The sequence below is a fragment of the Sorangium sp. So ce1153 genome (genome assembly GCF_051521595.1).
In the GTDB taxonomy this organism is placed as follows: Bacteria; Myxococcota_A; Polyangia; order Polyangiales; family Polyangiaceae; genus Sorangium.
Genome location: NZ_CP150361.1, coordinates 3,862,024 through 3,888,983, shown reverse-complemented (window position 1 = coordinate 3,888,983; position 26,960 = coordinate 3,862,024). Strand labels below are relative to the sequence as shown.

Below are 26,960 nucleotides of genomic sequence, written 5' to 3'. Positions count from 1 at the left end.
CGTCACCCGCCTCCCAGCCGCGCCAGCACGCACGTCACGTTGTCCGGGCCGCCGTGCTCGTTCGCGAGGTCGACCAGCAGGCTCGCCGCGAGGCTCAGCTCCTGGTGCACCTGCAGGACCGCAGCGATCCGTTCCTCGGGCACCGGGCCCCACAGCCCATCCGAGCACACGAGGAAGACATCGCCCGGCGCCGTCGCCTCCACCCGCGACTCGATCGCCACGCTCTCGTCGCACCCCAGCGCCCGCGTCACCGCGTTTGCCCGGTCGCTCAGCGCCTCGAGCGTCTCGAGGGAGGCATGGCCCTCCCGGAGTAGCTCTTCCAGCAGTGTGTGGTCCTGCGTGAGCCGCTCCAGCTGGCCGCCGCGCATCCGGTACACGCGCGAGTCGCCCACGTGCGCGATGTACGCCATCCCGGGCCCCAGCAGCACGCCCGCGAAGGTCGTCGCCATCCCGCGCATCTCGGCCTTCTGCTGGCTCGCCTCGTAGATCGCCCGGTTCGCGCGACGGACGCTGAGGAGCAGCCGCACCTCGTCGTAGTCGTGCGGCTTTGCCGTGCCGTAAGGCCACGTGTCCTCCAGGTCGCCCTCTTCCTCGAAGCAGCTCTTGACCACCTCGATCGCCATCCGCGACGCCACCTCGCCGGCCGCGTTGCCTCCCAGGCCGTCGGCCACCATGAACAGCCCCAGGCACGGCAGCGCCGCGAAGCTGTCCTCGTTCCGGCTCCGCCGCCGCCCCACGTCCGACTGTGCCGCCGCCTCGATGGCGAGCTGTGGATACACGTTCGTCCTCCTCGCGCGCTCGTCGAAAGACGAGCCGAGCCAAAGGCGCGCCGCGCTGCGTGGCGCGCGTTTCCCTGGTTGCTGAGGCCGCGCCGCGCGCGGCCTTCGCTACATCGCAGCTTCGCTACGTCGCAGCTTCGCTACATCGTCACGTCGTCACGTCGCTTCACCCGTGCAGCCGCAGGATCGCGAGCGCCGCGCCGCACAGGATCGCCAGCACGAAGACCACCGTGCCGAGCCGCGAGCTGCGCCTTTCGCCTGCGCCCTCCACCAGCACCACGCTCACCCACGCCTCGGTGACCTCTCGCTCCACGGCCTTCAGCCCCTTCGTTCGGGCTGCCATCTTCGCGAGCTCCCCCCGCACGTCCTCGCCTCGCGCTATCCGGAGCAGCAGCGACCCGCGCGCCTGCGGCCGGGCGAGCCGCGCAAGCTGCTCCTTCCGTGCTTCCGGCGTCGTCGAGCTCCACACCGGATCGACCCATGGGTGCAGACCTGCTGGCGTCTTTTTCGGGGACTTCATCGCTTCAGCCTCCACACGGCGACTGCGTCGCGAAGTCCCAGCAGCTCCCTTCGCTCCCCGGCGCCCCGGCGCTCTCCGGAGCTCCTCCAGGGCCGGCGTCGCCGCCGATGCCGGGTGTACCGGCCGCGAATTGCACCGCCGACGCTTCGCTGGGCGTCACCGCATACGCAACGCCTACGGCATAGCCGCCCCGCCCGCCACCACCGGCACCGCCTGGGCCACCAAGACCGCCGTTTCCTCCCTGGCACCCAGGTCTGGAAGGCGCCGTCCCCGAAGCCGTCCCACCGGCGGCCCCATTGCCGCCGGCAGCGCCGCTTTGCCCCGCCACCCCGGCACCACCGTTGCCGGCCTTACCGACCGTGACCGTCACCCCGGTCAGCTTCAGCCGGTCGCCCAGGCTCACGATCCCCACGCTCGAGCCGCCCGCCTGCCCGCCGCCACCTCCCTTCCCGCCGCAGCCCCCGGCTCCGCCGCCTCCGCCGCTGGCCCCCACGCCATCGACGATGTCCGGTCCGACCGGGCAGAACAGCCCCGCCTTCGCACCGCCGCCTCCGCCCCCGCCTTGACCCCGGCCGCCCGTCGTGCCGGGGGCGCCGTCGCCGCCGCTCAACCCGGTGAGCGCCAGCGTCGCGCCCGTCCCACCGGCGCCGGGGGGGCCAGCGGTGCCGCTCTTGCCGTTCGCTCCTTGCTCACACTCCTGCTCTGCCGTCTCGCCGGTCCCGCCAAGACCTCGCCCTGTCGGATTCTCCTCCGGCACCGGCCCGCCATCCTCCCCCACCTGCCCGTTGCCCGCGTCCGTCGCCGCGACCCCGCCCCGCCCCCCGCGCCCGCCGGCCGTCTCGCCGTCCTCGCAGCTCGTCACCCCTCCGGCACCGCCCAGCACCGCGTTGTCCGCCACGCACGCGTTCGACGCGCTCCCCGCCTCCGCGCTCGCTCCCGCAAGCGGCGCCTCCTCCGGCGTCGTCCCTCGCACCCCGTCCTGCCCGTTGCCCGCGGTCACCTCCACCTCCGCGAGCTCTGCCTCCACCGCCGCCACCACCACCCCGATCGACGAGCCCCCCGCCACCGTCGCGCTTGCCGCACTCACCGCGAAGCTCCGCACCTTGGCCCCGCTCGCGCCCTCCGACAGCGTGAGCGCGATCTCGTCCGCGGGCCCCTCGATCGCGCTCCGCGCCCCTTCGCTCCACCTCCACCCCGCGCCGCAGTCGAAGCCGCCGATCACCTCGACCCCGGCCTCGATCGTCACGCTCTCCGCGAACGCACCGCCCGCGCACGCCAGCACCCGCTTGCCATCCGCGTTCGCGATCGCCTCTGCGAGCGACCCGTAAGGCTTCGCCTTCGTGCCATCTCCGCCCGGCGCTGCGCTCGCGCTCGCGAACACCGCGCACTCGTCCGTCACCGTGCTCGCATTCTCCGTCGGATCCGCCTCGCACGCGGGGCTCACGTCGCCACCGCCGCCTCCGGCACCGGAACTGCAGTCCGTGTAGGTGTTCTCGCAGTTGTAGTTCGAAGGGAACGGGAAGCACCCGGCCAGGTAGATCCCCGAGCCCATCGCTGCTGCGACCAGCATCCATGCACACCACGAAGCACGACGCATGTTCTTCTCTCCTCGCACCATCGCGCCTGATTCAGAGCGTGCCGCTCACGGTGAGGCCCACATCGCTCGGTCCAACCAGCGGCGTCAGCCGCACGCGCGCCTGCTGCGTCGAGGAGGGCTGCGTCATCAGCCCGTACAGCAGGGTTCCCACGCCGACGGCTCCAGCGCCGACGAAGCTGAAGAACGCGGCGTTGGTGAAGTTGACGCGAGCGTCGTACGCACTTCGGAGCTCGACGCACTCAGGCGCTCCGCCGGTGCGAGGACATGAATCGGCGTTCGCGCGAGCCAGTGCATCCCGCCGCTCTTCCGCGTCGCTGGCGTTCGCGTTCGCCAGTACGGTGAACACCACCCCCGCGATCACGCCCGCACCGGCGACCGCCCCGCCCGCGATCAGCACTTCCGGCCGCGGCCCGCCCGTGTCCGCCCCCTCGGGCGCTACCGGCGCCGGGGCCTCGGCGCGCGGCGGCGGCGCCGGCGGCGCGGGCCGCTCCAGCGGCAGCAGCGTGAGATCCGCGGTGTTCGTCTCGCCGGCGGGGACCTCCAGCGTCACCCGCGCCAGCTCGTGTCCCGCGAGCCGCGCCTCCACCGCGATCGTCCCCGGCTTCACGAACACCTCGTGCCGGAACGGCGTCCTCCCCATCGCCGTCCCGTCGAAGGAGACCTCGGCCCCGTCCACGTTCGCCTTGACGACGATCGACCCCACCTCCTTGCGCACCGCGCGGAACTGCGCCCGGATCTGCTCGTGCTGCGCCGCGTTGCCCGTCGCCGGGAAGCTCCGCAGGCAGAACGCGAGGTGCTCCGCCGCCTCGACCTTCATCCCGCGCTGGACCTCCGTGTTCGCGAGGTTCGCCGCGATGTCGTAGCTCTGCTTCAGCGACCACGCCGTCCGGTACGCCTCGTACGCCGCGTCGAGCTTCCCGAGCCGGTACAGCTCCTTGCCCCGCGCGAACGCCGCGTCCGCCTCGCGGGAGGCCTGCGCCGCCTCTGCGCTCGCGGGCACCCCCTGCGCGCTCGCCGGCCCGTCCTGCGCCTGCGCCGCGGCGGGCGCCGCGGCCCACCCCAGCACCAGCACCGCGCAGCCCATCGCGCGCGCCCTCATCGCTCTCGTCTTCATCTCAGAACACCTCCGGCGGCAGGGATCCCGAGATCGCGCTGCTCTCCGGCGCGGGCGCCCCTGCGGCGCCGGAGCTTACTCCGCTCGGCGCAGGACGGGGCGCCGACACGCGGCCCTGAGCGCGAGGCGCCGCGGGGGTCGCCGTCCGCCTGGGCGATACCGGCGGCTCAGGCGCCGGCCCCGCCGACGCAGGCGGCTCAGGCGCCGGCCCCGCCGACGCAGGCGGCTCAGGCGCCGGCCCCGCCGACGCAGGCGGCGCGGGCGCAGGACCCGCCGACGCAGGCGGCGCGGGCGCAGGACCCGCCGACGCAGGCGGCGCGGGCGCAGGACCCGCCGACGCAGGCGGCGCGGGCGCCATCCCCGCATCCGCCGACGGGGCGCGCGCCGGCGCCGGGGCATCGCCACGCACCGCGCGCGACGCCGGCCACAGCGCGATCGCGCCGGCGACCGCCGCGACCGCCGCGAGCACGACCGCCGCCAGGCGAAGCCGGGCGCGCGGCGCGCCCGCGGCCGCGCGCGCCGGCAGCGCCGCTCCGCCCTGCCCCTCCGCGCCGTCCGCGCCGCGCTCCCCCGGCTTCGCCGCGTGCCGGCCCGCCTTGCGCGCCGCCAGGAGACCCGCGCGCTGCTCGACGGGATAGAACGGGTCGCCGCCCTGCCCGTCGTGCCGGAGCTTCTCGATCAGCGAGTCGAGCCTGGGATCGTCGCCGGGCTTCACCACCGGCTGCTTCGGGTCGTCCATGCGCATCACTTCCCCTCGTTCGTCGCTCATTCGCGCGGCCCCAGATCCGTCACCCCGCGCTCGGCGAGCGCCGCCGTCACGCGGTCGAGCAGCGCGTCGTGGCGGCGCCGCGCCGTCGACACGGAGACGCCGAGCTCCGCCGCCACCTCGTGCATGGGCCGCCGGTCCACGTAGTACAGGGCATACAGCCGGCGATCGGCCTCGCCCAGCCCGGCGTACACCTCGCGCACGAGGCCGATCGCCCAGCGCCGGTCCTCCATGTCCATCGCCGTGTCGTCGAGCGTGTCCCCGGCCTCGACGACCCCGAGGACCATGGTCGCCACGAGCTTCGTCGCATAGTCCGCGAGCTTGCCGGTGTTCGTCGCCTCGTCGTCCCAGATCACGTCGAACCGATCGGACGTCTCCGCGACGAACGTGCGCGCCGCCAAGCTCGCCGCGCGCATCAGCCGGCCGACCTTCCGCTCCCGCTTCAAGCAGTCGAGGATCTCACCGCCGATGAACGCATACGCGTAGGTCGTGAAGCGCGTCCCCTTCGCCGGGGAGAAGCGCGACGCCGCGTCGACCGCCCCGTAGTACCCCCAGGCGATGAGCTCCTCCCGCTCCTCGGGCCGCGCGTGCGGCACGAGGTCCGCCACCCGCGCCCGGACGAGGTCGATCGCGCCCTCGACGAGCTCCTGCTGCTCGGGCGTCAGCGGCCGGCGGGGCGGCTTGTCCTTCCCGCTCATCCCTTCCTCCCGCGGCGTCGCCCCGTGTCCCGGCGCTCGCCGCGCTCGGCTTCCTCCCGGCTGCCGGGCGCGCCGCCCCGCGCGATCTCGTGGCTCTCGTCGGGCGGCGGCCGCTGCTGGATCGACCCGAGCAGCGCGGCCGGATACGGGTGCGTCGACATCTGCACCAGCGCCTCCTCGCGCGTGTGCGCGATGAGCTCCGGCGACAGCTTCCCGCGGTACGGCGCCAGCGCGCGCTCCACCACCTCCACCAGCACGGGATCGAACTCGCGCAATTTCGTGGCCATCGTAAACCTCTCTCGGGACCATCCGGGGTGGCGCCGGGACGCGCCGCCCCGAGCCCTCACCTACGAGTTGTCCAGCGATCGTCCGGGGATTGCTCATGAACCTCGGGCCGGGCCGCCGGTCTCGCGGCGCACCCGGTCGGGCGCCGCTCCCGGCCAGGTCGCTACTCCAGGAACTCGTCATAGAACTTCGGGTCTCGGATGACCGGCCGCCGCCTCGGCTTCGCCTTGGTGGCCGGCGGCGCGGCGACCGGCGCGGCCGGCGGTACGGCAGCCGGCGCGGCCGGCGGTACGGCAGCCGGCACGACGGTGCTTCCTTCGCTCTGCCGCGCGCCGGCGTTGCCGCCGGCGGGGGGCGCCTCGCGTGGCGCCTCGGCGCCCGCGCCTTCCACGGTTCCCGTCGCGGCGGGCGGCTCGAGCGCCACGGGCCCAGCGGCGCTCGCGAGCGCCGCTCCTGGCGCCAGCGCCGGCGGCGGCGCGTCGATCGCCCGCGCCGGCGAGGGCGCCGCCGGCGCGCTCTGGAGCCGGAGGATCACGTCGAGGAGGAGCAGGCTCACCACGACCCCCAGCGAGAGCCCTATCGCCACCGTGCGCGGCGTGATCCGCGCCCGCGGCCTCGCTCCGGTCGCGCCGCGCGCGCTCGCCGCCTCCGGGCGCGCCGCGACCGGCCCCGCCGGCGCGGCGGCCCGCCCCGCCGCCGCGCCGGCGGCGCCGCCGCCGGCAGGCGACCGCGCGAGCGCGCGGGCGTCCCCGGCGACCGGCGCGCTGCGCGGCAGCGGCACGGTGTGCTCCACGGGCACCCACGCCGTCCCGGCCTGCTCCGGGGGCGGGTCCGGCGCCCGCTGCGCGAGCGCGGCGACGCAGCTCGGGTCCCGCAGGCGCTCCGGCAGGCGCTCGGTCATGCCCCAGCCGGCGCCGGGCTGCCCGGACTCGGCCTCGCCGCCGGCCTGCAGGCGGCCGGCCCGCGGGTCGCGCGGCAGCGGGCGCGTCGCGGCTCCTTGCGGCAGTCCCGCCACGGCGACCTCCGGGACCCGGGCGCGCCCGGCGCTCGCTCGGGGTCGGTCCGGCGCCGCTGGCCCCGTGGTCGCGATGGCCTGCTCGTTGCCCCACCGCAGGACCTCCGAGATCTCCGGCTCGCCCGGGTTCGTGTCGCGCGCGCTCGGCGCATCGCGCGTGACGAGGAACGCGTCCCACAGCGCGTCGGCGAGCGCCAGCCCGTCCCGGTGCCGCTCGCGCGGGACCTTGGTGATGGCCCGCGCGATCACGTCCGAGAGCGCCTCCGGCACGCCGATCCGCGACAGCGGCGGCGGCACCTCGTTGAGGTGCCTGGCGAACAGCGCGTCCACCCGACCCGCGGCGCGGGCATCGCCGAACGGGTGGAACCCGGCGATGGCCTCGTAGGCGATGAGCCCCAGCGCGTACACGTCGGTCGCCGGCGTCGGCACCTCGTCGCGGATCTGCTCGGGCGCCATGTAGAGCGGCGAGCCGTGGGTCTGCGCGTCCAGCGTATCCGGGGCGCCGCTCAGCCGCGCGAGCCCGAAATCGAGGAGCTTCACGTCGCGCGGCCCGCGCACGATGAAGAGGTTCTCCGGCTTGATGTCGCGGTGGATGCCGCCGAACAGGTGCAGGTGGCCGGCGCCGAGCGCGGCGGCGCGCACGGTGGCGCACGCGAGCGGGAGCGAGAGCGCCCTGCGGCGGCCGAGCTCCTCGCGGAACGTCACGCCGTCGAGCAGCTCCATCCGGTACCAGGCGGTGAGGTTGTCGGTGAGGCCTACCTCGTGGACCTGGACCACGTTCGGGTGCCGCATCCGCGCGAGCACCTCTCCCTCCCGCAGCAGCCGGCGGCGCTGGTCCGGGTCGTCGAGGAACTCGGACCGCACCAGCTTGAGCGCCCAGCTCTGGCCCTTCTCCGTGACGGCGTACACCGCCCCCATACCGCCCTGGCCGAGGAGCCGATCGACGCGGAACCGGCGCATGAACCAGGTGCCCGGCTTGAGGAGCGGAGGACCGGTCCGGCCGGCCGCCGCTGGCAGCGCCTCGCCGCGGCACCCCTCGGCGACGACCACCTCGCCCTCGTCTCGTGACCTCCGCTTCACCGTAGACCTCCGCGTCCCGGGTCGGACGCCCTGAGACGACTGCCCCGCGCTGCGAGACCTGCCCTCCCGCGGCGGCGCGTCGCTTCCGTGCTGGTTATCCGCGAACGGTTCACGAGGTGCTCACGCCGCGCACCGGCGCGCGGCGCCACGCAGAGCGCGCGCGACGCTCCGGTCAGCCCGCTGGCGTACCCCGGCGTCGTGCCCCCGGCGCGACGCACCGCTATCGGTCCTCGGGAGGCAGCTGGCTGCCCCCGGAGCATCGATCCCGACCCCGGGGAGGCAGCTGGCTGCCCCCGGCGCATCGATCCCGAGCCCAGGGAGGCAGCTGGCTGCCCCCGGCTCACCGATCCCGAGCCCAGGGAGGCAGCTGGCTGCCCCCGGCTCACCGATCCCGAGCCCAGGGAGGCAGCTGGCTGCCCCCGGCGCATCGATCCCGAGCGCGGGCAGGCAGCTCGCCGCCTCCGGGACATCGTTCCCGATCCCAGCTGCCTTCGCGCCTCCGGGCGGAGCGCCCGTTTGGGCGCTCGCTGCTGGCCGGGTGGTCACGCGCTGACGCAGGATGCGCCCTCCGCGCGCGCAATGCGCCCGACGATGGCGCGCCGAATGGGCGGCGAGCGCGGAGGAGCGATCCAGAAGAGCAAATCAGCGACGTTGACCGCCTGACCGGGGTGATTACCCCAGGCTGACCGTCCGGCGCGCGTCGGACGGCCGTATCGAATCCAGCGCGGGGGGCACAGAGCACGACAGAGCGCTCTTCGCCTCTCCGCGTCGAACATCAACGAGAGGTGATCCCCTCATGGCCAAGCCTGTTGCTCCGCTCAAGAACAAGCCAGCTCCCAGGAAGCCCGCAGCGCCGCCCCAGGCGGCGGCGGCGTTCGACAAGGCCGCGCCCGAAATGGACGCGCTGGAGGGACACGCGCTCCTCCCCATCAACATCGATATCCCGCGCGCGGTCTCGCAGGTGCTCGGGGTGCTCCCTGGCCTGCTCGCGCTGCGCCCCCTCATCGCCGAGCGGCTGCCGACGCACGATGTCGGGCTGGTCGACCGACTCGAGACCTATGCGCTCGCCGCCTGGTATGCGCACCTCGCGTGGCTGTCCAGCGGCGGCGCGCAGAACGGTCTGAAGCCGCTCCTCGAGGAGGCGGTGCCGCTGCGCGCGAATCTGCTCGGCGACGCAGAGGCCCTGGCCCGCCGCGGCCTGGTAGACGCAGAGACGGTCGCGGACATCCGGGCGGGAAACGGTCACATGGACACGGCCAATGACCTCGTCGCGCTCTCGGCGCTGTTCAGCGGCAGCTGGTCCGAGATCGCGGGAAAGACCGCCGCGACCGAGGAAGAGGTGAGGCGCGCCGGCGAGCTCGGGCCGCAGCTCCTCGCCGCCCTCGGCGTGAGGGAGCACGGCGCGGCCCCCGGCCCGACCGACGCCGCGGACAAGAGGGCGCGCGCGTTCACCCTGTTCGTGAACGCGTACGACCAGACCCGCCGCGCCGTCGCCTACCTCCGCTGGAACGAAGACGACCTCGAGACGATCGCGCCGTCCCTCTACAAGGGCCGCGGCGGTCGCGGGGCGTCGTCGAGCGACACGGACGCCGCGCCGCAAGTCGCTCCGCCGGCGCAGCCCGACACGGCGGCGCCCGCACCGCCCGACACGGCGGCGCCCGCACCGCCCGGCGCGGCGGCGACCGCACCGCCCGGCGCGGCGGCGACCGCACCGCCCGACACGGCAGCGCCCGCACCGCCCGGCTGAACCGAGACCGCAGCTCCGCGCCCCCATCACCCCCGCGCCGCCGGCAGGTGACCCTCATCCGGCGCTCAACGGCGCGGACTATCCCTCCAGCCTTGGCCGGTGCTCGGATGCGACCGGCGATTGAAGCGCCCTGGAGGCGCAGATACTGCTGCCTCCAGGGCCCGCACTGCGCCCGTGCCGAGCATCCCCGCAATCCCCGGGATGAACCCCGGCGTGTTCATCCTGGGAGGAGGCGGCGGGGGCGGCGGCAGCAGCGGCCCCGGCGGCGGTGGGGGCGCCGCTGACCATGGAGCCGGCGGGGGCAGCGGCGGCAGCAGCGCGGGCGGCGGGGGCAAGAGCGCGCCGGATCCGAACAGGGATCCGGAGCAGCGATCCGCGCCCCCGCGGGGTGTGGGCTCGCCGTCCGGGCAAGCGTAGCCGGACCCGCCTTGCCTGGTTGGCTGCTTTTCCTTTTATGGAACGCAGACTCATGACGCCTGCGACCTGAGGCACAAGATCCACACCCATGTCGACAGCGCATGGCATCACGGTCCGTCAGGTCTTCACAGGCTCCTGCCGGCACGGGGCGCCGAGCCCGGCTGGTATGGATTCGAGCCCGCGGGATGCGCTCCATCACGTTCTCGCTCCGGCTCGGCGGCCCGGCCGACGATGCCCGAGCCCTGTGGAGCACCGCGCACGCGGCCTCATCGTCCTCGCCGAGCGTGTCGCGCATCAGGAACCGTCTCCATGCCCCTCGCCTCCCTGTACACGATCACCATGCCCCTCTCCCTCGATGGCAGAGCCGCCGTCTATCGTGCGGTCAGGAGCGCCGATCGCTGCCCGGTAATCCTCAAGGTGCTCGATCCGCAGCGCAGCCGCCCGAGGGACCGCGAGCGGCTGAAGCGCGAGTATGAGCTCGGACAGCTGCTCGACTCCCGGGCCGTCATCAAGCCGCTCGCCCTCCAGACCTACCACGGCATGCCGGCCCTCGTCCTGGAGGACTTCGGCGGCCAGTCCCTCGATCGCCTGCTCGGGACGCCCCTGGGGATCGAGCGCTTCCTCCCCCTCGCGATCCGCATCGCGGCGGCGGTCGCGGACGTTCACCAGCAGGACATCATCCACAGGGACCTGAAACCCGACAACCTCCTCGTCAACCCCGCCTCCGGCGAGGTCAGGATCGCCGACTTCGGGGTCGCGTCCCGCCTCCCCCGCGAGCAGCGCGCGCAGCCCCCCCGGCTCATCGAGGGCTCCTTGCCCTATCTATCGCCGGAGCAGACAGGTCGGACGAGCCGGGCCATCGACAACCGCACCGATCTCTACTCGCTCGGCGTGACGTTCTATCAAATGCTCACCGGCAGGCTCCCCTTCGAGGCGCGCGACCCGGTCGAATGGGTCCATTGCCACGTGGCCCGCGTTCCCACGTCGCCGTCGGAGCTCGTCCCCGAGGTGCCCGAGACGATCTCGCGCATCATCCTGAAGCTCCTCTCCAAGATGCCCGAGGATCGCTACCAGAGCGCTCGCGGCCTCCAGCGCGACCTGGAGAGGTGCCTCGCAGAGTGGAGCGCGAGCGGGCGGGTGGAGCCGTTTGCGCTGGGCGAGCGAGACACGACAGGCCGGCTCCAGATCCCGCAGAAGCTCTATGGCAGAGAGGCGGAGGTCGCCACCTTGCTGCAGGCCTTCGGCCGCGTGGTCGCCACGGGGACGCCGGAGCTCCTGCTCATCTCCGGATACTCCGGGATCGGCAAGAGCGCGCTCGTCCATGAGCTGCACAAGCCGATCATCCGGGAGCGGGCCTTCTTCCTTTCGGGCAAGTTCGATCAATACAAGCGCGACATCCCCTACGCCACGCTCGTCCAGGCCTTCCAGGAGCTCGTGATCGAGCTCCTCGCCGAGAGCGAGGAGCGGATCGCGGCCTGGAGACGGCAGCTGCTCGACGTCCTCGGGGTCAACGCCCAGCTCATCGTGGAGGTGATCCCGCAGGTCGAGCTGGTCATCGGACGGCAACCGCCGGTCCCCGAGCTGCCGCCGACCGAGGCGCAGAACCGCTTCCGCATGGTGTTCCGGCGCTTCATCGGGGTGTTCGCCCGGAAGGAGCACCCCCTCGCGCTCTTTCTCGACGATCTCCAGTGGGTCGACGCGGCCAGCCTCGGGCTGCTCAAGGACCTCTTGGCCCACCCTGAGACGCGCTATCTCCTCATCATCGGCGCCTACCGCGACAACGAGGTGTCCCCCACCCACCCGCTCCTGCTGACGTTGGACGAGGTGCGGAAAGACGGCGCGCGAGTCTCGAACATCGTGCTCGGCCCGATACCGCACGAGCACCTCGCCGCATTCGTCGGCGAGGCGCTTCGCTGCCGCCTCGAAGACGCCGCACCGCTCTCCGATCTCGCCTACGAGAAGACGGCCGGCAACCCCTTCTTCGCCATTCAGTTCCTCCTCTCGCTCCATGAAGAGCGCCTGATCGAGTTCGACGAGCGCACGGAAGCCTTTCGGTGCGACGTCGCGAAGATCCGCGAAAAGGGCTACACCGACAACGTGGTCGACCTGATGGTCGGCAAGCTCAGGCGGCTGCCCGCGAAGACCCAGGAAGCGCTGAAGCAGCTCGCCTGTCTGGGAAATACCGCAGAGGTCGCCCTCCTGGCGATGGTTCGCGGCAGTGTGGAGCACGACGTACACGCGGACCTCCGGGAGGCCGTCCGCGCGGGCCTCGTCATCCGCGTGGACAGCACATACAAGTTCCTCCACGACCGCATCCATGAAGCGGCCTATTCGCTCATCCCGGCGGAGCTGCGCGCCGAGATGCATCTTCAGCTCGGCCGGCTCCTTTTGTCTCGGTTGCCAGAGCAGGGGATCGCAGAGCGGGTCTTCGATGTCGCAAACCAGCTCAATCACGGTGCCCACCTCCTCACCGACCCGCGCGAGAAGGAGGCGCTCTGCCGGCTCAACCTCCTGGCGGGGACCAAGGCAAAGGCCTCGGTGGCCTACGCGTCGGCTCGCAGCTACCTGGCCCAGGCGACATCCCTGCTGCCACCGGACGCCTGGAGCGCACGGTACGAGGATGCATTCACGCTCCACCTGGAGCTCGCCGAATGCGAGTACCTCGTCGGCCGCTTCCAGCGGGCCGACGAGCTGTTCGACCTGATTCTCCAGAACGCCCGCTCCAGGCCCGATCGATCCAGGGCGTACCGATTGCGCCTGCGGCTCTACCAGATCGCGGGACGGCACCGCGACGCCGCGGCGGTCATGATCCAGGCCCTGCAGCTCTACCGGGTGATGCTCCCGGAGTCCGACGAGGAGATCGAGATGGCCGCGGAGGCCGAGATCCGGCAGGTCTCGATCAACCTGCGCGGGCGCCCCATCGCCGACCTCGTCGATGCGCCCGTAGCCACCGACGAGAGCGTGCGGGCGCTCATCGGCCTGATCGCCGAATCTTGCCCCATCGTATACACCTCGCGACCAGCGCTCTGGGTCCTGCTCACCGCCAAGGGGGTGAACGCTTCCCTGCAGCGCGGGCACGCCGAAGAGTCCTCTTTCATCTACAGCAATTACAGCATGGTGCTGGTCTCGATCTACCGCGACATCCCGCGCGCGCTTCAGTTCTCCGAGATGGCGCTCAGGTTGAATGAAAAATTCAAGAGTGCCACGGCAACACTGAAAGGGAAGCTGCTCTTCCAGTATGCGAGCGTCATCAAGGTCTGGTGCGGGCGCTTCGCAGCCAGCATCCCGCTCATGGAGCAGGCCTTTCTCGCTTGCCTCGACATCGGAGATCTCGTCTTTGCCGGCTACTTGACCTACAACATGACATGGCTTGTTTTGGAGAGCGGAGAGCCGCTCGCTCATGCCATCGATGTCGCGCGGAAGCACATCGCGTTCGCCCGGCAGACCCACAATGACGTGGTGTACCATATCCTCCGGCTCGAAGAGCAGTTTGCAGCGAGCCTGAAGGGAGCGACGCAGGCGCCCACGAGCTTCAGCGACTGCACCTTCGACGAGGAGAGCTGTATCGCGGCCCTCAAAAAGGCGGGCTTCGGCCTTGGAATTACATACTACCATGTCATGAAGCAGATCGCGACATTCACCCATGAACGATATGCCGAAGCGCTGGAGTCCGCGACCAGCGCCACGCCGATGCTGCGCCAGGTGGCGTCCATGGCGATCGAGGCGACGCATCACTTCTACCACGCGCTCACGCTGACGGCGCTCTATGCGCAGGCCCCTGTCGAGCAGCAGCGGCAGTTCGCGCAGACGCTCGAGAAGCAATTGCAGAAGCTGGAGCTCTGGGCCGACAACTGCCCCGAGAACTTCCGGACCCGCTACGCCCTGGTATCGGCCGAGGTCGCCCGCACTGAGGGCCGGGACCTCGACGCCATGCGCTTCTATGAAGAGGCCGTCCGCTCGGCGCGCGACGGCGGCTTGGTCCACGTTGAAGCGCTTGCCTACGAGCTCGCATCTCGGTTTTACCGGGCGCGAGGGTTCGTGCGCTTCGCCGATACCTACTTGCGCGACGCCCGCTCCTGCTATGTCCGCTGGGGCGCCGACGGCAAGGTCCAGAGCCTCGACCGATGCTACCCCGAGCTCGTCGAGCGACCATCGGTCGCGCTCACCGCCACGTTCGTGGCCGCGCCCGAGCAGCTCGACCTGTTCTCGGTGGTCAAAGCCTTGCAGAGCATCTCGTCCGAGATCCTCTTGCCGAAGCTCAGCGAGACGCTGCTGCAGATCGTGCTCCAGCAGGCGGGCGGGCAGAGAGGGGCGCTGATCCTGGTCCGCGACGGCGAGCTCGCCGTCTACGCCGAGGCCACGACCGACGGGACGGAGATCCGCGTCGCGAGCCACAAGGGCGTCCCGGCCTCGGCGGCGGCGTTCCCGATGTCGATCCTCCACTACGTCGCGCGGACGCGTGAGCCCGTCATCCTGGACGAGGCCGCCGTGGCGACGCGGTTCGCTTCGGACGAGCACCTCACCCGGAGACGGCCACACTCGCTGCTGTGCCTCCCCATCGTACGGCAGGCGCGCCTGAGCGGCCTTGTATACCTGGAAAACAACGTCGCGACGGGGGCGTTCACGGCTGGCACGATCCGGGTGCTCGAGCTGCTCGGCGCCCAGACGGCCATCTCGCTCGACAACGCCATGCTCTACGCCGACCTCGAACGGAGCCAGATGGAGATCAAAGCGGTGCTCGACAACATGGTCGACAGCGTCTTCGTCGTCGACCGGACCGGGCGCGTCACCCTGGCCAACCATGCGGCGGCGCGCCTCGCAGGGGTCGCGAGCCCGGACGAGGCGCGCGGGCCCATCGTGGATCTGGCGCGGCGGCTCGGCTTCGACCGCCCGAACGGGACGCCTTACGAAGCGCAAATGCCGCTCGTGCGCGCGCTCGGCGGCGAGATGGTGACCCTGGATGAGGGGACGATCTCGCTCCCCGGCGCGGAGCGGACCCGCTACGTGCACACGAGCGCGTCGCCCATGCGCGATGCGGGGGGGCAGGTGGTGGGCGCGGTGGCGGTCGTGCGGGACGTCACCGAGCTTGTGGAGCTCGACCGGCTCAAGGACCAGTTTCTCCGCGTGGCCGCGCACGAGCTCAAGACGCCCGTGACGGTGATCATGGGCTATGCCGAGATGCTCTTGCGCACGGCGACGGAGCTGCCGCCGAGTCAGCGCCGGGTCCTGGACGGGCTGCTGCGGGGCGCCGACCGGATCGAGCAGATCGTGGCCGATCTGCTGTTCCTTTCGCAAGTCCAGCTCGGCCGGCTGGATCTGGTGCTCGAGCGCGTGGATCTCGGGGAGCTGGTCAACCGCATGGCGGCGCGCCTGGAGCAGGGGGCGCGGTCGCGCCGCATCCGGGTCACGTGCGCCGAGCCCGTGGTGCTCCAAGGGGACCGCGAGCTCTTGGAGCGGGTCGTGGCGCACCTGCTCGACAACGCCCTGCGGTACTCACCGGATGGCGGCGAGGTGGAGCTGGACGTGCGGATGGCGGACGCGCTCGACGCCCTCGTGTCTGTGCGCGATCAGGGGGTGGGGATCCCCGTGGAGAAGCGGGCGAGGATATTCGAGCGCTTCCATCGCGCCCACACCGATACGCCCCACGATTACGGAGGGATGGGGACGGGGCTTTACCTGTCGCGTGCGATCGTGGTGCGCCACGGAGGCGAGATGTGGTTCGAAAGTGAGGAAGGCCGTGGCAGCACTTTCCACGTCCGCCTGCCCCTTACATGCCAAGGTGCGACCGTACCATCCTGACCAGCTGGTCGCAGTGAAAGGGCTTCGCGATCCACCCTGCGGCGCCGATCTCCTGGGCTCGAAGGGCGGCGTGCTCGGCCGCGGTCAGGACCATGATGGGCACCGACCGGCCGTATCGGATCTGAAACTCCCGCGCGAAGGTCCGGCCGTCCATGACCGGCATCTTCATGTCGAGCAGGATGAGGTCGGGCATGCTTTCATCTATCCTCTCCAGAGCCTCCTGTCCGTGCCGCGCTGTCTGCACGTGGAATCCCTCCACCGAGAGCATCATCGCCACGAGCTCGCGTAGGTCGTCGTCATCTTCTGCAACGAGAATATTCATCGTCACCTTGTTCTCCATGGCCCCCAGAGTGACCGATAGGGCTCAGGCCACCTCTCCGTTCACTCAGCGCGGGAGCCCGAAGACTCCGTCGAGCTCTCTTCAATATCGATCCTCTCGCCGTCAGCCATCAACACTCATTTCCTATACTGTACAGCCATTCCTCCCTCCTGGCGCGCCAGCACAGACGAACTCAACCGAGAGCATGGCTATTTGAGTATAACCATTCCGATTCACGTCGGCCTTCAAAAAGCCCCTCATCGCCGGACGGTTACTCCCTCGGCGACCGCCTTTCCGCCGACAGGCAGGTCCGACAGGCAGGCATGCGGCCTGGCTTTGCCTGCAAGCCCACGACCTAGGTGATCGTGACGACCCCTGCCGCCGTGCTGGCGCGCCCGTCGCTACAACCCCTGACCCCGCGCTGTCGGCCCGCCGCTTCTCCCTCCCCGCGCTCCCCGCGCTGTCGGCCCGCCGCTCCCCCGGGGCGCTATTGACTTCGGTTCAATAGATGGTATGCATGGGCCCGGCACCCGTGCCCCGGGCGGCGCTGTGGCGCGCGGGGGTGGGCTCCCCTCCGGCGCCGCGGCCGACACCGGAGGACACGCCGGGACGAAGGAGAGCACGATGGTCACGGAGCAGTCGTCCATCAGACCGCGCAAGCCGCCCGTGCCGTTCGAGCAGGGGCTCACGCGCCACTGGCTCGGCGGGGCGGCGGTGCCGACCCACATCGTCAACGCCGTCAACCTGCTGTTCCCCGCGGGCGAGCGCTTCTTCATCCGGAGCGTCGCGCGCTACGCCGACCGGGTCGACGACCCGTCGCTGCGCGCCCAGATGAAGGCGTTCTTCGGGCAGGAGGGCCACCACGCGAAGGCGCACGAGCGGTTCTTCGATCTGCTGCGCGGGCAGGGCTACGAGATCGACAGGTTCCTCCGCGCGTACGAGCGGGTCGCCTACGACGGGATCGAGCGGCTCTGCCCTCCCGAGCTGCGGCTCGCTGTCACCGCGGCGCTCGAGCACTACACCGCGATCATGGCGGAGGACGCCCTCCAGGCCGGGACGCTCGACCTGGCCCACCCGACGGCGCGGGCGCTCCTGCTCTGGCACGCCGCCGAGGAGATCGAGCACAAGACCGTGGCCTTCGACGTGCTGAAGGCGGTCAACCCGAGCTACACCCTCCGCCTCCTCGGCTTCGCGGTCGCCACGATCACGCTCTCGATGTTCTGGCTCGCCGCCCTGCTGGTGCTGCTCGCCCAGGAGCGCCGCCGCCCCCCCGAGCGGGGAGACCGCCTCCCCTTCCCCAGGCGCCGCTCGGTCCTGAAAGACGTATTCCTCCGCGGGATCCTCGAGTATGTGCGCCGCGACTTCCACCCTTCCCAGAACGACAACACCCATCTCGCGAAGGCGTACCTCGCCGGGATCGGCGTCACCTGAGCGTCGGAGCGCGCTGGAGCGACGCGATGAGCGCCCACGAGCACAGGCGCGCGATCGACGGGCCCGGCATCGACTCCCGCACGCGTCCCGCAGGAGCGCCGGGCTTGTCATCGCGCCGCGCGCGCTCCAGATGCTCCGCGCGCTTCGGGTCTGCGAGCGGCCGCTGCCGCGGCTGGAGCCGCTCCTCACTCGAGGCGCCTGGCCATGCCGGCGAGCGCAGCGCTGCCCGCTGGACCAGGCGCGCTGAGCAGCGTGGCATTTCGACACAACCTCGACATCGTGCTTGACGCCGCCCGGACGCGCCCCCAGCAGAACCCGTAGACCGTGGCGCTCCCGCAACACGTCCTCCGGCAGTCGCGTGCACAGCGCTTCGCAGCTGCGACACGTGTCGCTCTTCATTGATAGACATGAGCAGGGCACGTATCATGCGCTCCATGGCAGACGCGGCGGGCGGCCCGCCTGGCTTCAGCTCCGGAAGCGAGAACGGCGGCGATCCTCCCCAGGCGCCGCTCGTGCCCGACGTCGCGGATACGCTGCAAGGCGTGGACACGGTGGTGCGCGACCGGTCCCCCGTGCGGGTCGAGCCGCCGGTGGAACAGCACACCGACGGCTCCACGCTCAGCGACGAGGACCTGGCGCTGGCCGCCACGCGCTCGAGCATGCACGAGGGCGGAGGCCATGTTCAGGTGCCACCCGACGGCACTTTACTGGGCGGCGTCTATCGCATCCTCGGCCGTCTTGGAGAAGGCGCGATGGGCGTCATCCTGCTCGCCCGCGACGAGCAGCTCCAGCGGGACGTCGCCATCAAGCTGCTGCGCCCGGAGCAGCTCGACAACGCGCAGATGCAGGCCCGGCTGCTCGCGGAGGCGCGGGCGATGGCGCGGGTCCACCACCCGAACGTCGTCGAGATCTACGCCTTCGGTGAGTACGTGAACGCGCCGTACTTCGTCATGCAGTACGTGCCCGGCGTCACGCTCGACAGCTACATCCACAGCAAGGGCGGTCGGCTCGGCCTCGACGAGGCGCTGAGCATCCTCGACCAGGCCTGCCTCGGCGTGTCGGCGATCCACGCCTCGGGCATCGCCCACCGCGATGTCAAGCCGAGCAACATCCTCGTCGGCCACGCCCTCCGCGTGGTGGTGGCCGATCTCGGCCTCGCGAAGCGGATCCCACGCGGCGACCGGATCGAGCTCGCCTTCTCGGGCACCCCGGCGTACCTGGCGCCGGAGGTAGCGCTGGGCCGGCAGCTCGACCCTGCGCTGCTGCCGCGGATCGACGTCTATGCGCTCGGGGTGGTGGCTTACTACCTTCTCGCCGGCCGGCTGCCTTTCCAGAGCACGAGCACCGTCGATCTGGTGATGCAGCACGCCTATCAGCCGCCGATCCCGCCGAGCGAGCTCTGCGTGGACCTCCCTTCGTCGTTCGACGCGCCGGTGCTCGCGGCGCTGGCCAAGGAGCCCGACCAGCGCACGGCGAGCGCCGAGGCGCTGCGCGAGGCGCTCCTCGACGCGCGCAGCGCCATGCCGGCGTACGCGAGCTCGACGCGCGTCATGGTCGCCGACGACAGCCCCCATTTCCGCGCTTTCCTCGTGAGCGTCCTCGCGCAGGCCCTGCCGGGCGCGATCATCGAGACAGCCCCCGACGGCACGGCGGCGCTCGCCGCGATCGAGGCGAACCCCCCGTCGCTCGGCGTGTTCGACCTCGACATGCCGGGCCTCGACGGCATCGCGCTCACGGCAGCGGTGAGGAAGCTTCCCAAGGGAGGAGACTTTCCGATCATCGTGGCGACCGGAACGGGCGGCGCGGCCGACTGGCAGTGCCTGTCGCGGCTCGGCGCCTCGGCGTTCCTCGTCAAGCCGTTCGACGCGGGGCAGCTCATCACCCTGGCGCGCGCGTTCGTGGGCGTCGCGGATGAGCAGAAGCGCCGGCAATGATACCTAGAACGACGACCACGACCACGGCGCTGGACGAGACGGCGCGGCGCGGCGTGCGCCGGCGCGAGCGCGCCGGGGCTCCTCGGGGTCGGCGGCGTCGAGGCTCCTGATGAACGACGAGATCAAGGTCCTGCTGGTGGATGACGACGAGGTCGATCACCTCGTCACGCGCCGGCTCCTGCGCGAGATTTCCCGGACCCGCTACGACGTGACGTGGCTGAGCACGTCGGACGAGGCGATCGAGGCGCTGCTCGCCGGCGGCTACGACGTCTGCCTCCTCGACTTCCGGCTCGACGCCCGCACCGGGCTCGAGGTGGTGCACGAGGCGAACCACGTCGGCTGCGCGATCCCCATCATCATGCTGACGGGCGTCGGCGACGAGGCGATCGACATGGCCGCGATGAGCGCGGGCGCCGCGGATTACCTGGTGAAGGGGCGGTTCGACGCGCAGATCCTCGAGCGCACGATCCGCTACGCCATCGAGCACAAGCGGAGCCAGCTCAAGCTCAAGCAGTACGCCGACACGCTGGAGGAGAGCAACCGGCAGCTCCTCCAGATGCACGAGGAGCTCGCGGCGAAGAACGCCGAGCTGGTCCGGCTGAACGAGGAGAAGAACCGCTTCGTCGGCATGGCGGCCCACGACCTCAGGAATCCGCTCGGCGTCATCCTGGGCTACAGCGACTTCATGCTGATGACGCAGCGGCGCGGCGAGCCGTCGTCGCTGCTCCGCGAGGGCGGCGTCGAGATCATCGAGATGATCAGGAGCTCGAGCAAGTTCATGCTCTCGCTCATCAACGACCTGCTCGACGTGTCGATGATCGAGCTCGGCAAGCTGAACCTCGACAGGAAGAGCACGGATATCGTCCAGCTCGTCGAGTCGAACGTGGCGCTCAACATGGTGCTGGCGGGGCAGAAGAGCATGAAGCTCGTCGTTGAGAGCGACGAGAGCGTCCCGCGGGTCGACGTGGACGTGCACAAGCTGGAGCAGGTGCTCAACAACCTCATCAGCAACGCCATCCACTACTCCCCTCCGGGCACGACCATCCGCGTGCGGGTCCAGAGCGCCAGCGCGCCCGCCGGCCTCGACGGGTCGGGCCGCGAGGTGCTCGTCTCGGTGCAGGACGAGGGGCCCGGCATCGCGCCGGAGGACATCGGCAAGCTGTTCCGCCCGTTCGGTCGGGCGCGGACGGTCGCCACCGGCGGGGAGCGCTCCACCGGCCTCGGGCTCGCCATCGCGCAGCGCATCGTCGAGGGGCACGGCGGGCGCATCTGGGTCGATAGCGTGCTCTCGAAGGGCGCGACGTTCTTCGTGGCGCTCCCTGTCTCGCAGAACACCGACGCGGCGTCCTGACGGGAGCGCCGGGCGAGGTGCCCGAGGGCACGCCGGGCGCCGGCCGGAGCCGGCGCCCGCGCTCAGGTTCCATGCGGGAGCTCCGCGGGCGCCGGCCGGAGCCGGCGTCCGCGCTCAGCGCCCCTGCGGGAGCTCGGCGTAATCGAGGTAATCGAAATCGGCAGGAAGGCTCTTGCCGGTGAGGTCGTGCGCGCACAGCGCGGCGAAGGCGCCGGTGAAGCCGAGCCCGAGCGAGGGGCCCTCGTCCGACAGGATCGACGCGTCCAGCACCGGCCCGAGCGGGCCGAAGCGCTCGCCGTCCCGCGAGTACGAGAACTGGAGGTCCTTGCCGGAGAGCTCGAAGCGGAGGTGGAGGCGGGGGGACGTGAAGGCGAGCGGGCGCGCGAGCCAGGTCAGCTTCCCGTGCTCGCTGCCGAGGAGCGCGAGCGAGCGCCCGAAGCGCTCGTCGTGGCTGAGCAGCGCGTAGAAGAAGTTCTCGTCGCTGTACATGCACATGAGCCCCGCCATCTGCTGGAACGAGGTCGGCTCGAACTCGAGGCAGGTCTCGACGCGGCAACGGAGGGACTGGATGCGGCGCCCGACGACGCTCTGCCGGTGCAGCGACTGCGGCGACTCGCGGCCGTGGACGCGCAGGTAGCCGGGCCGCGCGCGCAGCGACACCCAGCTCTCGTCGGGCACGTCGCGCAGCGTCTGGTACGCGACGCCGAGCGCCTCCCTGTCGAAGTGGTCCCGCACCGGTGGCTCCTCGAAGGGGTGGTCCGGCAGCCGGGGCGCCTGCACGCGGACGGCGGGCGAGCGGGGGCCCTGGGTCCCGTCGAGCGCGAGCCACCCGTCGTCGGTCCAGCGCACCCGCTGCAGCGCCGTCTCGCGGCCGAGGATACAGCGGCGCGCGCTCGGGAGCGGCCTCCCGACCAGGTGGGCGAGGTACCACTCCCCGGTCGTCGTCTCGACGAGGCTGCCGTGCCCGGCCTTCTGCAGCTCGAGGCTCGAGTCGAGACGGGAGGTCAGGAGCGGGGTGCCCGGGGCGACCTCATAAGGCCCCTCGATGCGGCGGGAGCGCGCCAGCGTCGCGGCGTGGTCGTAGACGGTGCCGCCCTCGGCGACGAGCAGGTAATAGTAGTCCCCGCGCCGGTAGAGGTGCGGCCCCTCGACGAGGCCGAGGCTGCTGCCGGAGAAGATCCAGCGGCGCTCGCCGATGAGCTGGCGCCGCTCGAGGTCGAGCTCCTGCAGCACGATGCCGGGGAACTGGTCGTTGCCGGGGCGATGGTCCCACACCATGTTGACGAGCCACGCCTTGCCGTCCTCGTCGTGGAACAGCGAGGGATCGAAGCCGCCGCGGTTCAGCTCCGCGGGCTCGGACCAGGGCCCCTCGATGCGGCTCGCGGTGACGTAGTAGTTGTGCGCGTCGACGAAGCCGCGACCCCAGGTCTTGACGTCGGTGAAGACCAGGTAGAACACGCCGTTCGCGTGGGTGAGGCAAGGCGCCCAGATGCCCCCGGAGCGCGGATTGCCGAGCAGGTCGAGCTGCGAGCGTCGGTCCAGGACATGGCCGATGGGCTTCCAGTGGCGGAGGTCGCGGCTGTGGTGGAGCCGCACGCCCGGAAACCACTCGAAGGTGGAGGTGGCAAGGTAGTAGTCCTCGCCCACCCGGAGGATGGAAGGGTCTGGATGAAAGCCCCGGAGGACGGGGTTCTCGATGAAAGTCGGTTGTTTGGTCATCGCTGCCGCCACGGTTCCTGGAAGTGAAGTCGATTGCTGCTCGTCTGGAGTCGGACGTCGCGCGGAGGCCACGCCAGGTCGCGCGGGCTCTCGTGCGCCGGGGCATCTTGCAGCGGAGGGGCTGGCGAGCGCAACGAAACAGGGCGGGCCGGGGCAGGACCGCGCGCGGTGCTGGCGGCGGCGGCGGCGGCGATGACGGCGGCAGCCCCTGCATCCCCGGCGCGCGCGGGGAGAACGCCTGCTACCACGAGCGCGGCGACCGCGCCCGGTGCGGCCTGCCGGGCGACCTCGGCTGCTCCGGCGACGCGTGGGGCTGCGGCTGGAGCGCGTACAACACGGCCTTCCATCTCTGAAGCGCTCCCCGCCCCCCGCCCTCTCCCTCTTTGTCCCCTCCTGCGTGTCGCCCGTTCACTGGGCACGACGCCAGCAAACGCCAGCGAACACCTGCAAACGCCCGTTCGTCGCGACAGCGGAGCGCGGCGTCATGCCGCGTGTGACCAGCGCGTCACAGGACGCAACGACAGGCGACATCGCGCTGCTCCGCCGGTCGCGCGCACTTCGCATCAGACGGAAGCGAGCGCTGCGAGCGCTGTCGTGTGGGCAGGTGGCTCCCGTGTGAGCAACCGGCGCCGCGCTCCGCCCCGGCGCCACTGTATGTCGCGCGAAGAACCGCTTCCCCCTTCGTCCTTCCAACGCATTCCACGTTGAGCAGGGCATCCAGAAGGTGGATAATCCGCTCGATGCAACTTCACGGTCCATGGTAGCGCGAGACCGCGAGGGCCGACCTGATCGCTGGGTGCGCCGTGCCGGACGCACCCTCGACCGATCACCGGAAGCTCGCGGCGCCGCCGCCCCTGGACCGGGACGTTCAGACCGCGCCTGAACCGCGTGGGACACATCGATGTGCGCAGGCTCCGTACCTCGAGCGAGGTACCAGGGAGGAGTAGGCAGTGGCGAATAGAGCTCGTTTCAGAGGCGTGCTGTCGGCGCAGGCCAGCGTGATGATGGCCGCGCTCCTCGTCCTGTCCGGAGGACAGGGGTGCGGGGGCAACGAGGACAAACCCGATCCCCAGGAGCAAACCCCGCCGGACGACAACGAGAACCCACAGCCCGATCCGGACCCCGATCCCGATCCGGACCCCGATCCCGATCCCGATCCCGATCCCGATCCGGACCCTGATCCCGATCCCGATCCCGATCCCGACCCTGATCCCGAGACGCCAGCGGGGCCCACCGAGTTCGTGTCGGCCGACGATCCCTTCACCGAGGGGTACCTCGGCGAAGAGGAGGAGGAAGAAGAAGAGGAAGAGGAGGAGGAAGAAGAAGAGGAAGAGGCCGGCCGCGACGTCGAGGAGGGCGACATCTACCGCGTCCTCGGCGGCGGGCAGCTCCTCAACCTCAACACCTACCGCGGCCTGCAGGTCATCGACATCGCGGACCCGACGAACCCGAAGTTCCTCGGCCAGCTGCAGATCGCCGGCACCCCGGTCGAGATGTACGTCGTCGGCGATCGCGCGGTCGTGCTCCTCAACGACTGGGCCGGCTACCAGCTCAAGGCCGACGGCCTCACCGTGGAGCGGCGGACGGGCGGCAACCTCCTGTTCATCGACATCGCCGACCGCACCGCGCCGAAGCTCCTGTCGCAGGTCCCCGTGACGGGTCGCATCATGACGAGCCGCCTGGCGCGCGGCGCCAGCGCGAGCTCGCTCTACATCGCCTCGAACGGCTCGGAGCTCGTCGAGTACGCCGCCGGCGCGTGGCACTGGGTCAACAAGACGATCGTCAAGAGCTTCGACGTCACCCCCGCGGCGCTGGTCGAGCGCAGCGAGATCGAGCTCGGCGACACCGTGACCGCCATCCACGCCGAGGCGGACGTGCTCCTCGTGGCCCGCAACAACTACGGCTGGTCCGGCGAGCCCAGCGACATCTCGGTCATCGACATCTCGAGCAGCGACGGGTCGATGGTGGAGCGCGGCAGCGTCACCGCGAGGAGCTACGTGCGCTCGCAGTTCCACATGGACTTCCGCGACGACACGCTGCGCGTCTTCTCCGGCCCGCGGTGGGCCGACGGGACGTCGGCGAGCTACCTCGAGACGTGGAACGCGTCCGATCCCGACAACCTCGTGCCGATCGACAGCGAGGACTTCGGCGCCGGGCAGTCGCTCTACGGCGCCATCTTCATGGATGACCGGGCGTTCGCGGTGACCTACCGGAACCAGGACCCGTTCCACGCCTTCTCCATCGATCCGAGCGGGAACGTCGAGGAAAAGAGCGAGTTCGTCGTGTCCGGGTGGAACAACTTCTTCCGCCCCGTGCTCGACGCGACCCGCATCATCGGGATCGGCGTCGACGATCAGAACGGCCGCCGGCTCTCGGCCAGCCTCTACGACATCACCGACCTGACCAACCCGACGCCGCTCGTGGCGCGCGCCACGGTCGACACCACCACCACCGGCTGGAGCTGGTCCGAGGCGGACTGGGACCACCGCGCGTTCACCGTGCTCGACGACGCCGTCGACGCGGTGGCGCCGACCGGCGAGGCGGAGACCGGCCTCGTGCTGCTCCCGTTCTCGGCGGGCCGGTACGTGGACGGCTACTATCGGCCGTTCGCCGGCGTGCAGATCTTCACCTTCTCGGACACGACGCTGACCCGCCGCGGCTTGATGGAGCACGGGACGCCGGTGCGCCGCACGTTCCGCGCGGGCGACGTGGCCACCGCGAACGTGTCCGAGGAGGAGCTCACCCTCTACGATCAGGAAGCGCTCGACACGACCGAGAAGCTCGGGCGGCTCGAGCTCGCCCCGGATTACGTGAAGGTCCTCGCGTTCGGCGATTACCGCGTGCGCATGAAGGTGCCTTACGACCTCTACTGGAACCCGCCGGCGAACCGGATGATCAAGGCCGAGGTCGTCCCGACCGCGGGGATCGCGCAGCTCGCGGAGCCGGTGGCCACCTTCGACCTGCCGCTCAACGCCGAGTTCCATCAGGTGGGCAACCTGCTCGTGTCGCTCACCAGCACCTTCGAGAACTGGGTCGGCAAGGTGACCCACGTCGAGGTGATCGACCTGTCCGATCCGACCGCGCCGCGGCGCGCGGGCACGCTCGACACGGGCGATCTCCCCACGACGGGCGTCTACTACGGCGGCGCCAGGTCGTTCCCGACCGTGCACGCCGGGCGCGACGCCCTCGCCTTCCTCCGCGTCATCGGCCACACCGAGGACCTCGGGGTCGGCTGGACGTGCCAGACGCGCCCGGCGACCTCCTCGGGCTGCATCGGGCAGGAGGGTTGCACGTACGTGGCCGGCGAGCGGCAGTGCCGCCACATCGGCGCCGACGACTACTGCAGCGGCGGGTTCGCCGAGTGCACCGACCACGTCGACGCGGACACGACGTGCACCCCGATGGAGATCGGCCAGGGGGCTGACATCCCGGGGGTCACCTCGACGTACTGCTACGAGTACGTACCGCGCCGGAGCTGGGCGCAGGTCGAGGTCAACGTGGTCGACCTCTCCGACCCGGACCACCCCACGTTGACGCAGCCCCTCGCGCTTCCGTACGACAACGAGGCCGTCGACGTCCTCAACGACGACGGGGAGCTCTACTTCAACATCAAGCGCTCGGTCGGCGCGCCGGACGACCCGCGCCCGCACACGCAGTACTTCCTCACGCACCTCGACCTGACCGACCCGGCGGCGCCCGCGCTCGATCCGGGGATCAACGTGCCCGGCGAGGTCCTCGCGATCCAGGGCAACTCGATCTTCGCGAACGACAGGGTGTGGGGCGATCAGTACATCGAGACGGCGATCGCGCGGCTCGAGCTGCACGAGGGGCTCGCGTACCTGCAGGAGTACCAGCGGTTCCCGAACCGCCGGGTCCACGCGATATCCATCGACGAGCGCGGGCTGCCCGTCGTGACCCACAGCCTCATCTGGCGTCCGGTCAACAGCTGGTACTCGGTCTCGGATCCCAACTACAAGCTGACCACGCTCTCGCCCCTGGCCGAGGGGGAGACGCCGCCTCCGCCGCCGGAGAACGAGAACCCGACGCCCCCCGAGTTCGACATGCTCTCCACCGTCCGCATCGCGCCGTGGGCGTCGCTGCGCGACACCACCGACCTGCGCGCGCTCTTCGAGGTGCCAGGCGGCGTGCTGGCGATCTCCCTCGAGCAGCCCGAGGCGCCGAAGGCACAGGCGTTCTTCCCCACCTGGGGCTGGCCCGAGCGGTTCGTGGCGAGCGGGGAAGAGGTGCTCTTCGCCTCCGGCCGCTTCGGCATTCACCAGCTCGATCGCGAGACCGTCAACCTCGTCCCCTACATGGACGAGTGATCTGACGACGAGGCGAGCCGGCCGGCGCGCTCGGCGCCAGGCCGGCTCGCCAGCCGCCGGAGCC

18 protein-coding genes are annotated in these 26,960 nt (G+C 71.2%); 8 read left to right on the top strand and 10 right to left on the bottom strand.

Annotated elements, in window-relative coordinates; translation table 11 throughout:
• Nucleotides 1-2: 2 nt before the first annotated feature.
• The 8 genes from WME85_RS13710 to WME85_RS13675 form a co-directional block, all read right to left on the bottom strand.
• Entirely contained in the window at nt 3-779 is a 777-nt protein-coding gene (locus WME85_RS13710) for a PP2C family protein-serine/threonine phosphatase (protein WP_437838427.1), read from the bottom strand.
• Between the two features lie 166 nt (nt 780-945).
• Nucleotides 946-1,299: a hypothetical protein gene (locus WME85_RS13705; RefSeq protein ID WP_437838425.1), complete on the bottom strand. Its 354-nt coding sequence runs from the start codon at nt 1,297-1,299 to the stop codon at nt 946-948.
• 4 nt (nt 1,300-1,303) lie between these two features.
• Entirely contained in the window at nt 1,304-2,869 is a 1,566-nt protein-coding gene (locus tag WME85_RS13700) for a hypothetical protein (protein ID WP_437838422.1), read from the bottom strand.
• A 58-nt stretch (nt 2,870-2,927) separates the two neighbouring features.
• Nucleotides 2,928-4,010 (bottom strand): PEGA domain-containing protein, encoded by a 1,083-nt coding sequence (locus WME85_RS13695; RefSeq protein WP_437838419.1) that lies wholly within the window; start codon nt 4,008-4,010, stop codon nt 2,928-2,930.
• Nucleotide 4,011: 1 nt separating this feature from the next.
• Entirely contained in the window at nt 4,012-4,779 is a 768-nt protein-coding gene (locus WME85_RS13690; protein ID WP_437838417.1) for a hypothetical protein, read from the bottom strand.
• The gene (locus WME85_RS13685) at nt 4,776-5,474 is read right to left on the bottom strand and encodes a sigma-70 family RNA polymerase sigma factor (RefSeq protein WP_437838414.1); all 699 of its coding nucleotides are present in this window, start codon (nt 5,472-5,474) and stop codon (nt 4,776-4,778) included. The genes WME85_RS13690 and WME85_RS13685 overlap by 4 nt, the downstream gene beginning before the upstream one ends.
• Entirely contained in the window at nt 5,471-5,761 is a 291-nt protein-coding gene (locus tag WME85_RS13680) for a hypothetical protein (RefSeq protein WP_437838412.1), read from the bottom strand. Before WME85_RS13680 ends, WME85_RS13685 begins: the two co-directional genes overlap by 4 nt.
• Nucleotides 5,762-5,922: 161 nt before the next feature.
• Complete coding sequence (locus tag WME85_RS13675; RefSeq protein ID WP_437838409.1) at nt 5,923-7,854, bottom strand: serine/threonine-protein kinase; 1,932 nt, start codon at nt 7,852-7,854, stop codon at nt 5,923-5,925.
• A 796-nt stretch (nt 7,855-8,650) separates the two neighbouring features.
• On the opposite strand from WME85_RS13675, the gene WME85_RS13670 reads away from it, so the two are divergent.
• From WME85_RS13670 to WME85_RS13660, 3 genes are all read left to right on the top strand, one after another.
• Nucleotides 8,651-9,601 carry a hypothetical protein gene (locus WME85_RS13670; RefSeq protein ID WP_437838407.1) on the top strand — a complete coding sequence of 317 codons (951 nt, stop codon included), beginning with the start codon at nt 8,651-8,653 and terminating at the stop codon, nt 9,599-9,601.
• A gap of 213 nt (nt 9,602-9,814) precedes the next feature.
• Nucleotides 9,815-10,018, top strand: a complete 204-nt coding sequence (locus tag WME85_RS13665; RefSeq protein ID WP_437838406.1) for a hypothetical protein — start codon at nt 9,815-9,817, stop codon at nt 10,016-10,018.
• 309 nt (nt 10,019-10,327) lie between these two features.
• Nucleotides 10,328-15,817 (top strand): AAA family ATPase, encoded by a 5,490-nt coding sequence (locus tag WME85_RS13660; RefSeq protein WP_437838404.1) that lies wholly within the window; start codon nt 10,328-10,330, stop codon nt 15,815-15,817.
• On the opposite strand, the gene WME85_RS13655 is transcribed toward WME85_RS13660, so the two are convergent.
• The gene (locus tag WME85_RS13655; RefSeq protein ID WP_437838402.1) at nt 15,786-16,157 is read right to left on the bottom strand and encodes a response regulator; all 372 of its coding nucleotides are present in this window, start codon (nt 16,155-16,157) and stop codon (nt 15,786-15,788) included. The genes WME85_RS13660 and WME85_RS13655 overlap by 32 nt on opposite strands.
• Nucleotides 16,158-16,760: 603 nt before the next feature.
• Here WME85_RS13655 and WME85_RS13650 point away from each other — a divergent pair.
• The 3 genes from WME85_RS13650 (at nt 16,761) to WME85_RS13640 (ending at nt 20,852) form a co-directional block, all read left to right on the top strand.
• Nucleotides 16,761-17,567, top strand: coding sequence for a metal-dependent hydrolase (locus tag WME85_RS13650; protein WP_437838400.1), 807 nt, complete (start codon nt 16,761-16,763; stop codon nt 17,565-17,567).
• Between the two features lie 434 nt (nt 17,568-18,001).
• On the top strand, nt 18,002-19,501 hold the full coding sequence (locus tag WME85_RS13645) for a protein kinase domain-containing protein (RefSeq protein ID WP_437838398.1): 1,500 nt from the start codon (nt 18,002-18,004) through the stop codon (nt 19,499-19,501).
• A 109-nt stretch (nt 19,502-19,610) separates the two neighbouring features.
• Nucleotides 19,611-20,852 (top strand): ATP-binding protein, encoded by a 1,242-nt coding sequence (locus tag WME85_RS13640; protein WP_437838396.1) that lies wholly within the window; start codon nt 19,611-19,613, stop codon nt 20,850-20,852.
• 114 nt (nt 20,853-20,966) lie between these two features.
• On the opposite strand, the gene WME85_RS13635 is transcribed toward WME85_RS13640, so the two are convergent.
• The gene (locus WME85_RS13635; protein WP_437838393.1) at nt 20,967-22,571 is read right to left on the bottom strand and encodes a glycoside hydrolase family 43 protein; all 1,605 of its coding nucleotides are present in this window, start codon (nt 22,569-22,571) and stop codon (nt 20,967-20,969) included.
• A gap of 23 nt (nt 22,572-22,594) precedes the next feature.
• Between WME85_RS13635 and WME85_RS13630 the strand changes: the two genes are divergently transcribed.
• Complete coding sequence (locus tag WME85_RS13630; protein ID WP_437838390.1) at nt 22,595-22,924, top strand: hypothetical protein; 330 nt, start codon at nt 22,595-22,597, stop codon at nt 22,922-22,924.
• Nucleotides 22,925-23,521: 597 nt separating this feature from the next.
• Nucleotides 23,522-26,896: a beta-propeller domain-containing protein gene (locus tag WME85_RS13625; RefSeq protein WP_437838388.1), complete on the top strand. Its 3,375-nt coding sequence runs from the start codon at nt 23,522-23,524 to the stop codon at nt 26,894-26,896.
• Nucleotides 26,897-26,960: the final 64 nt, after the last annotated feature.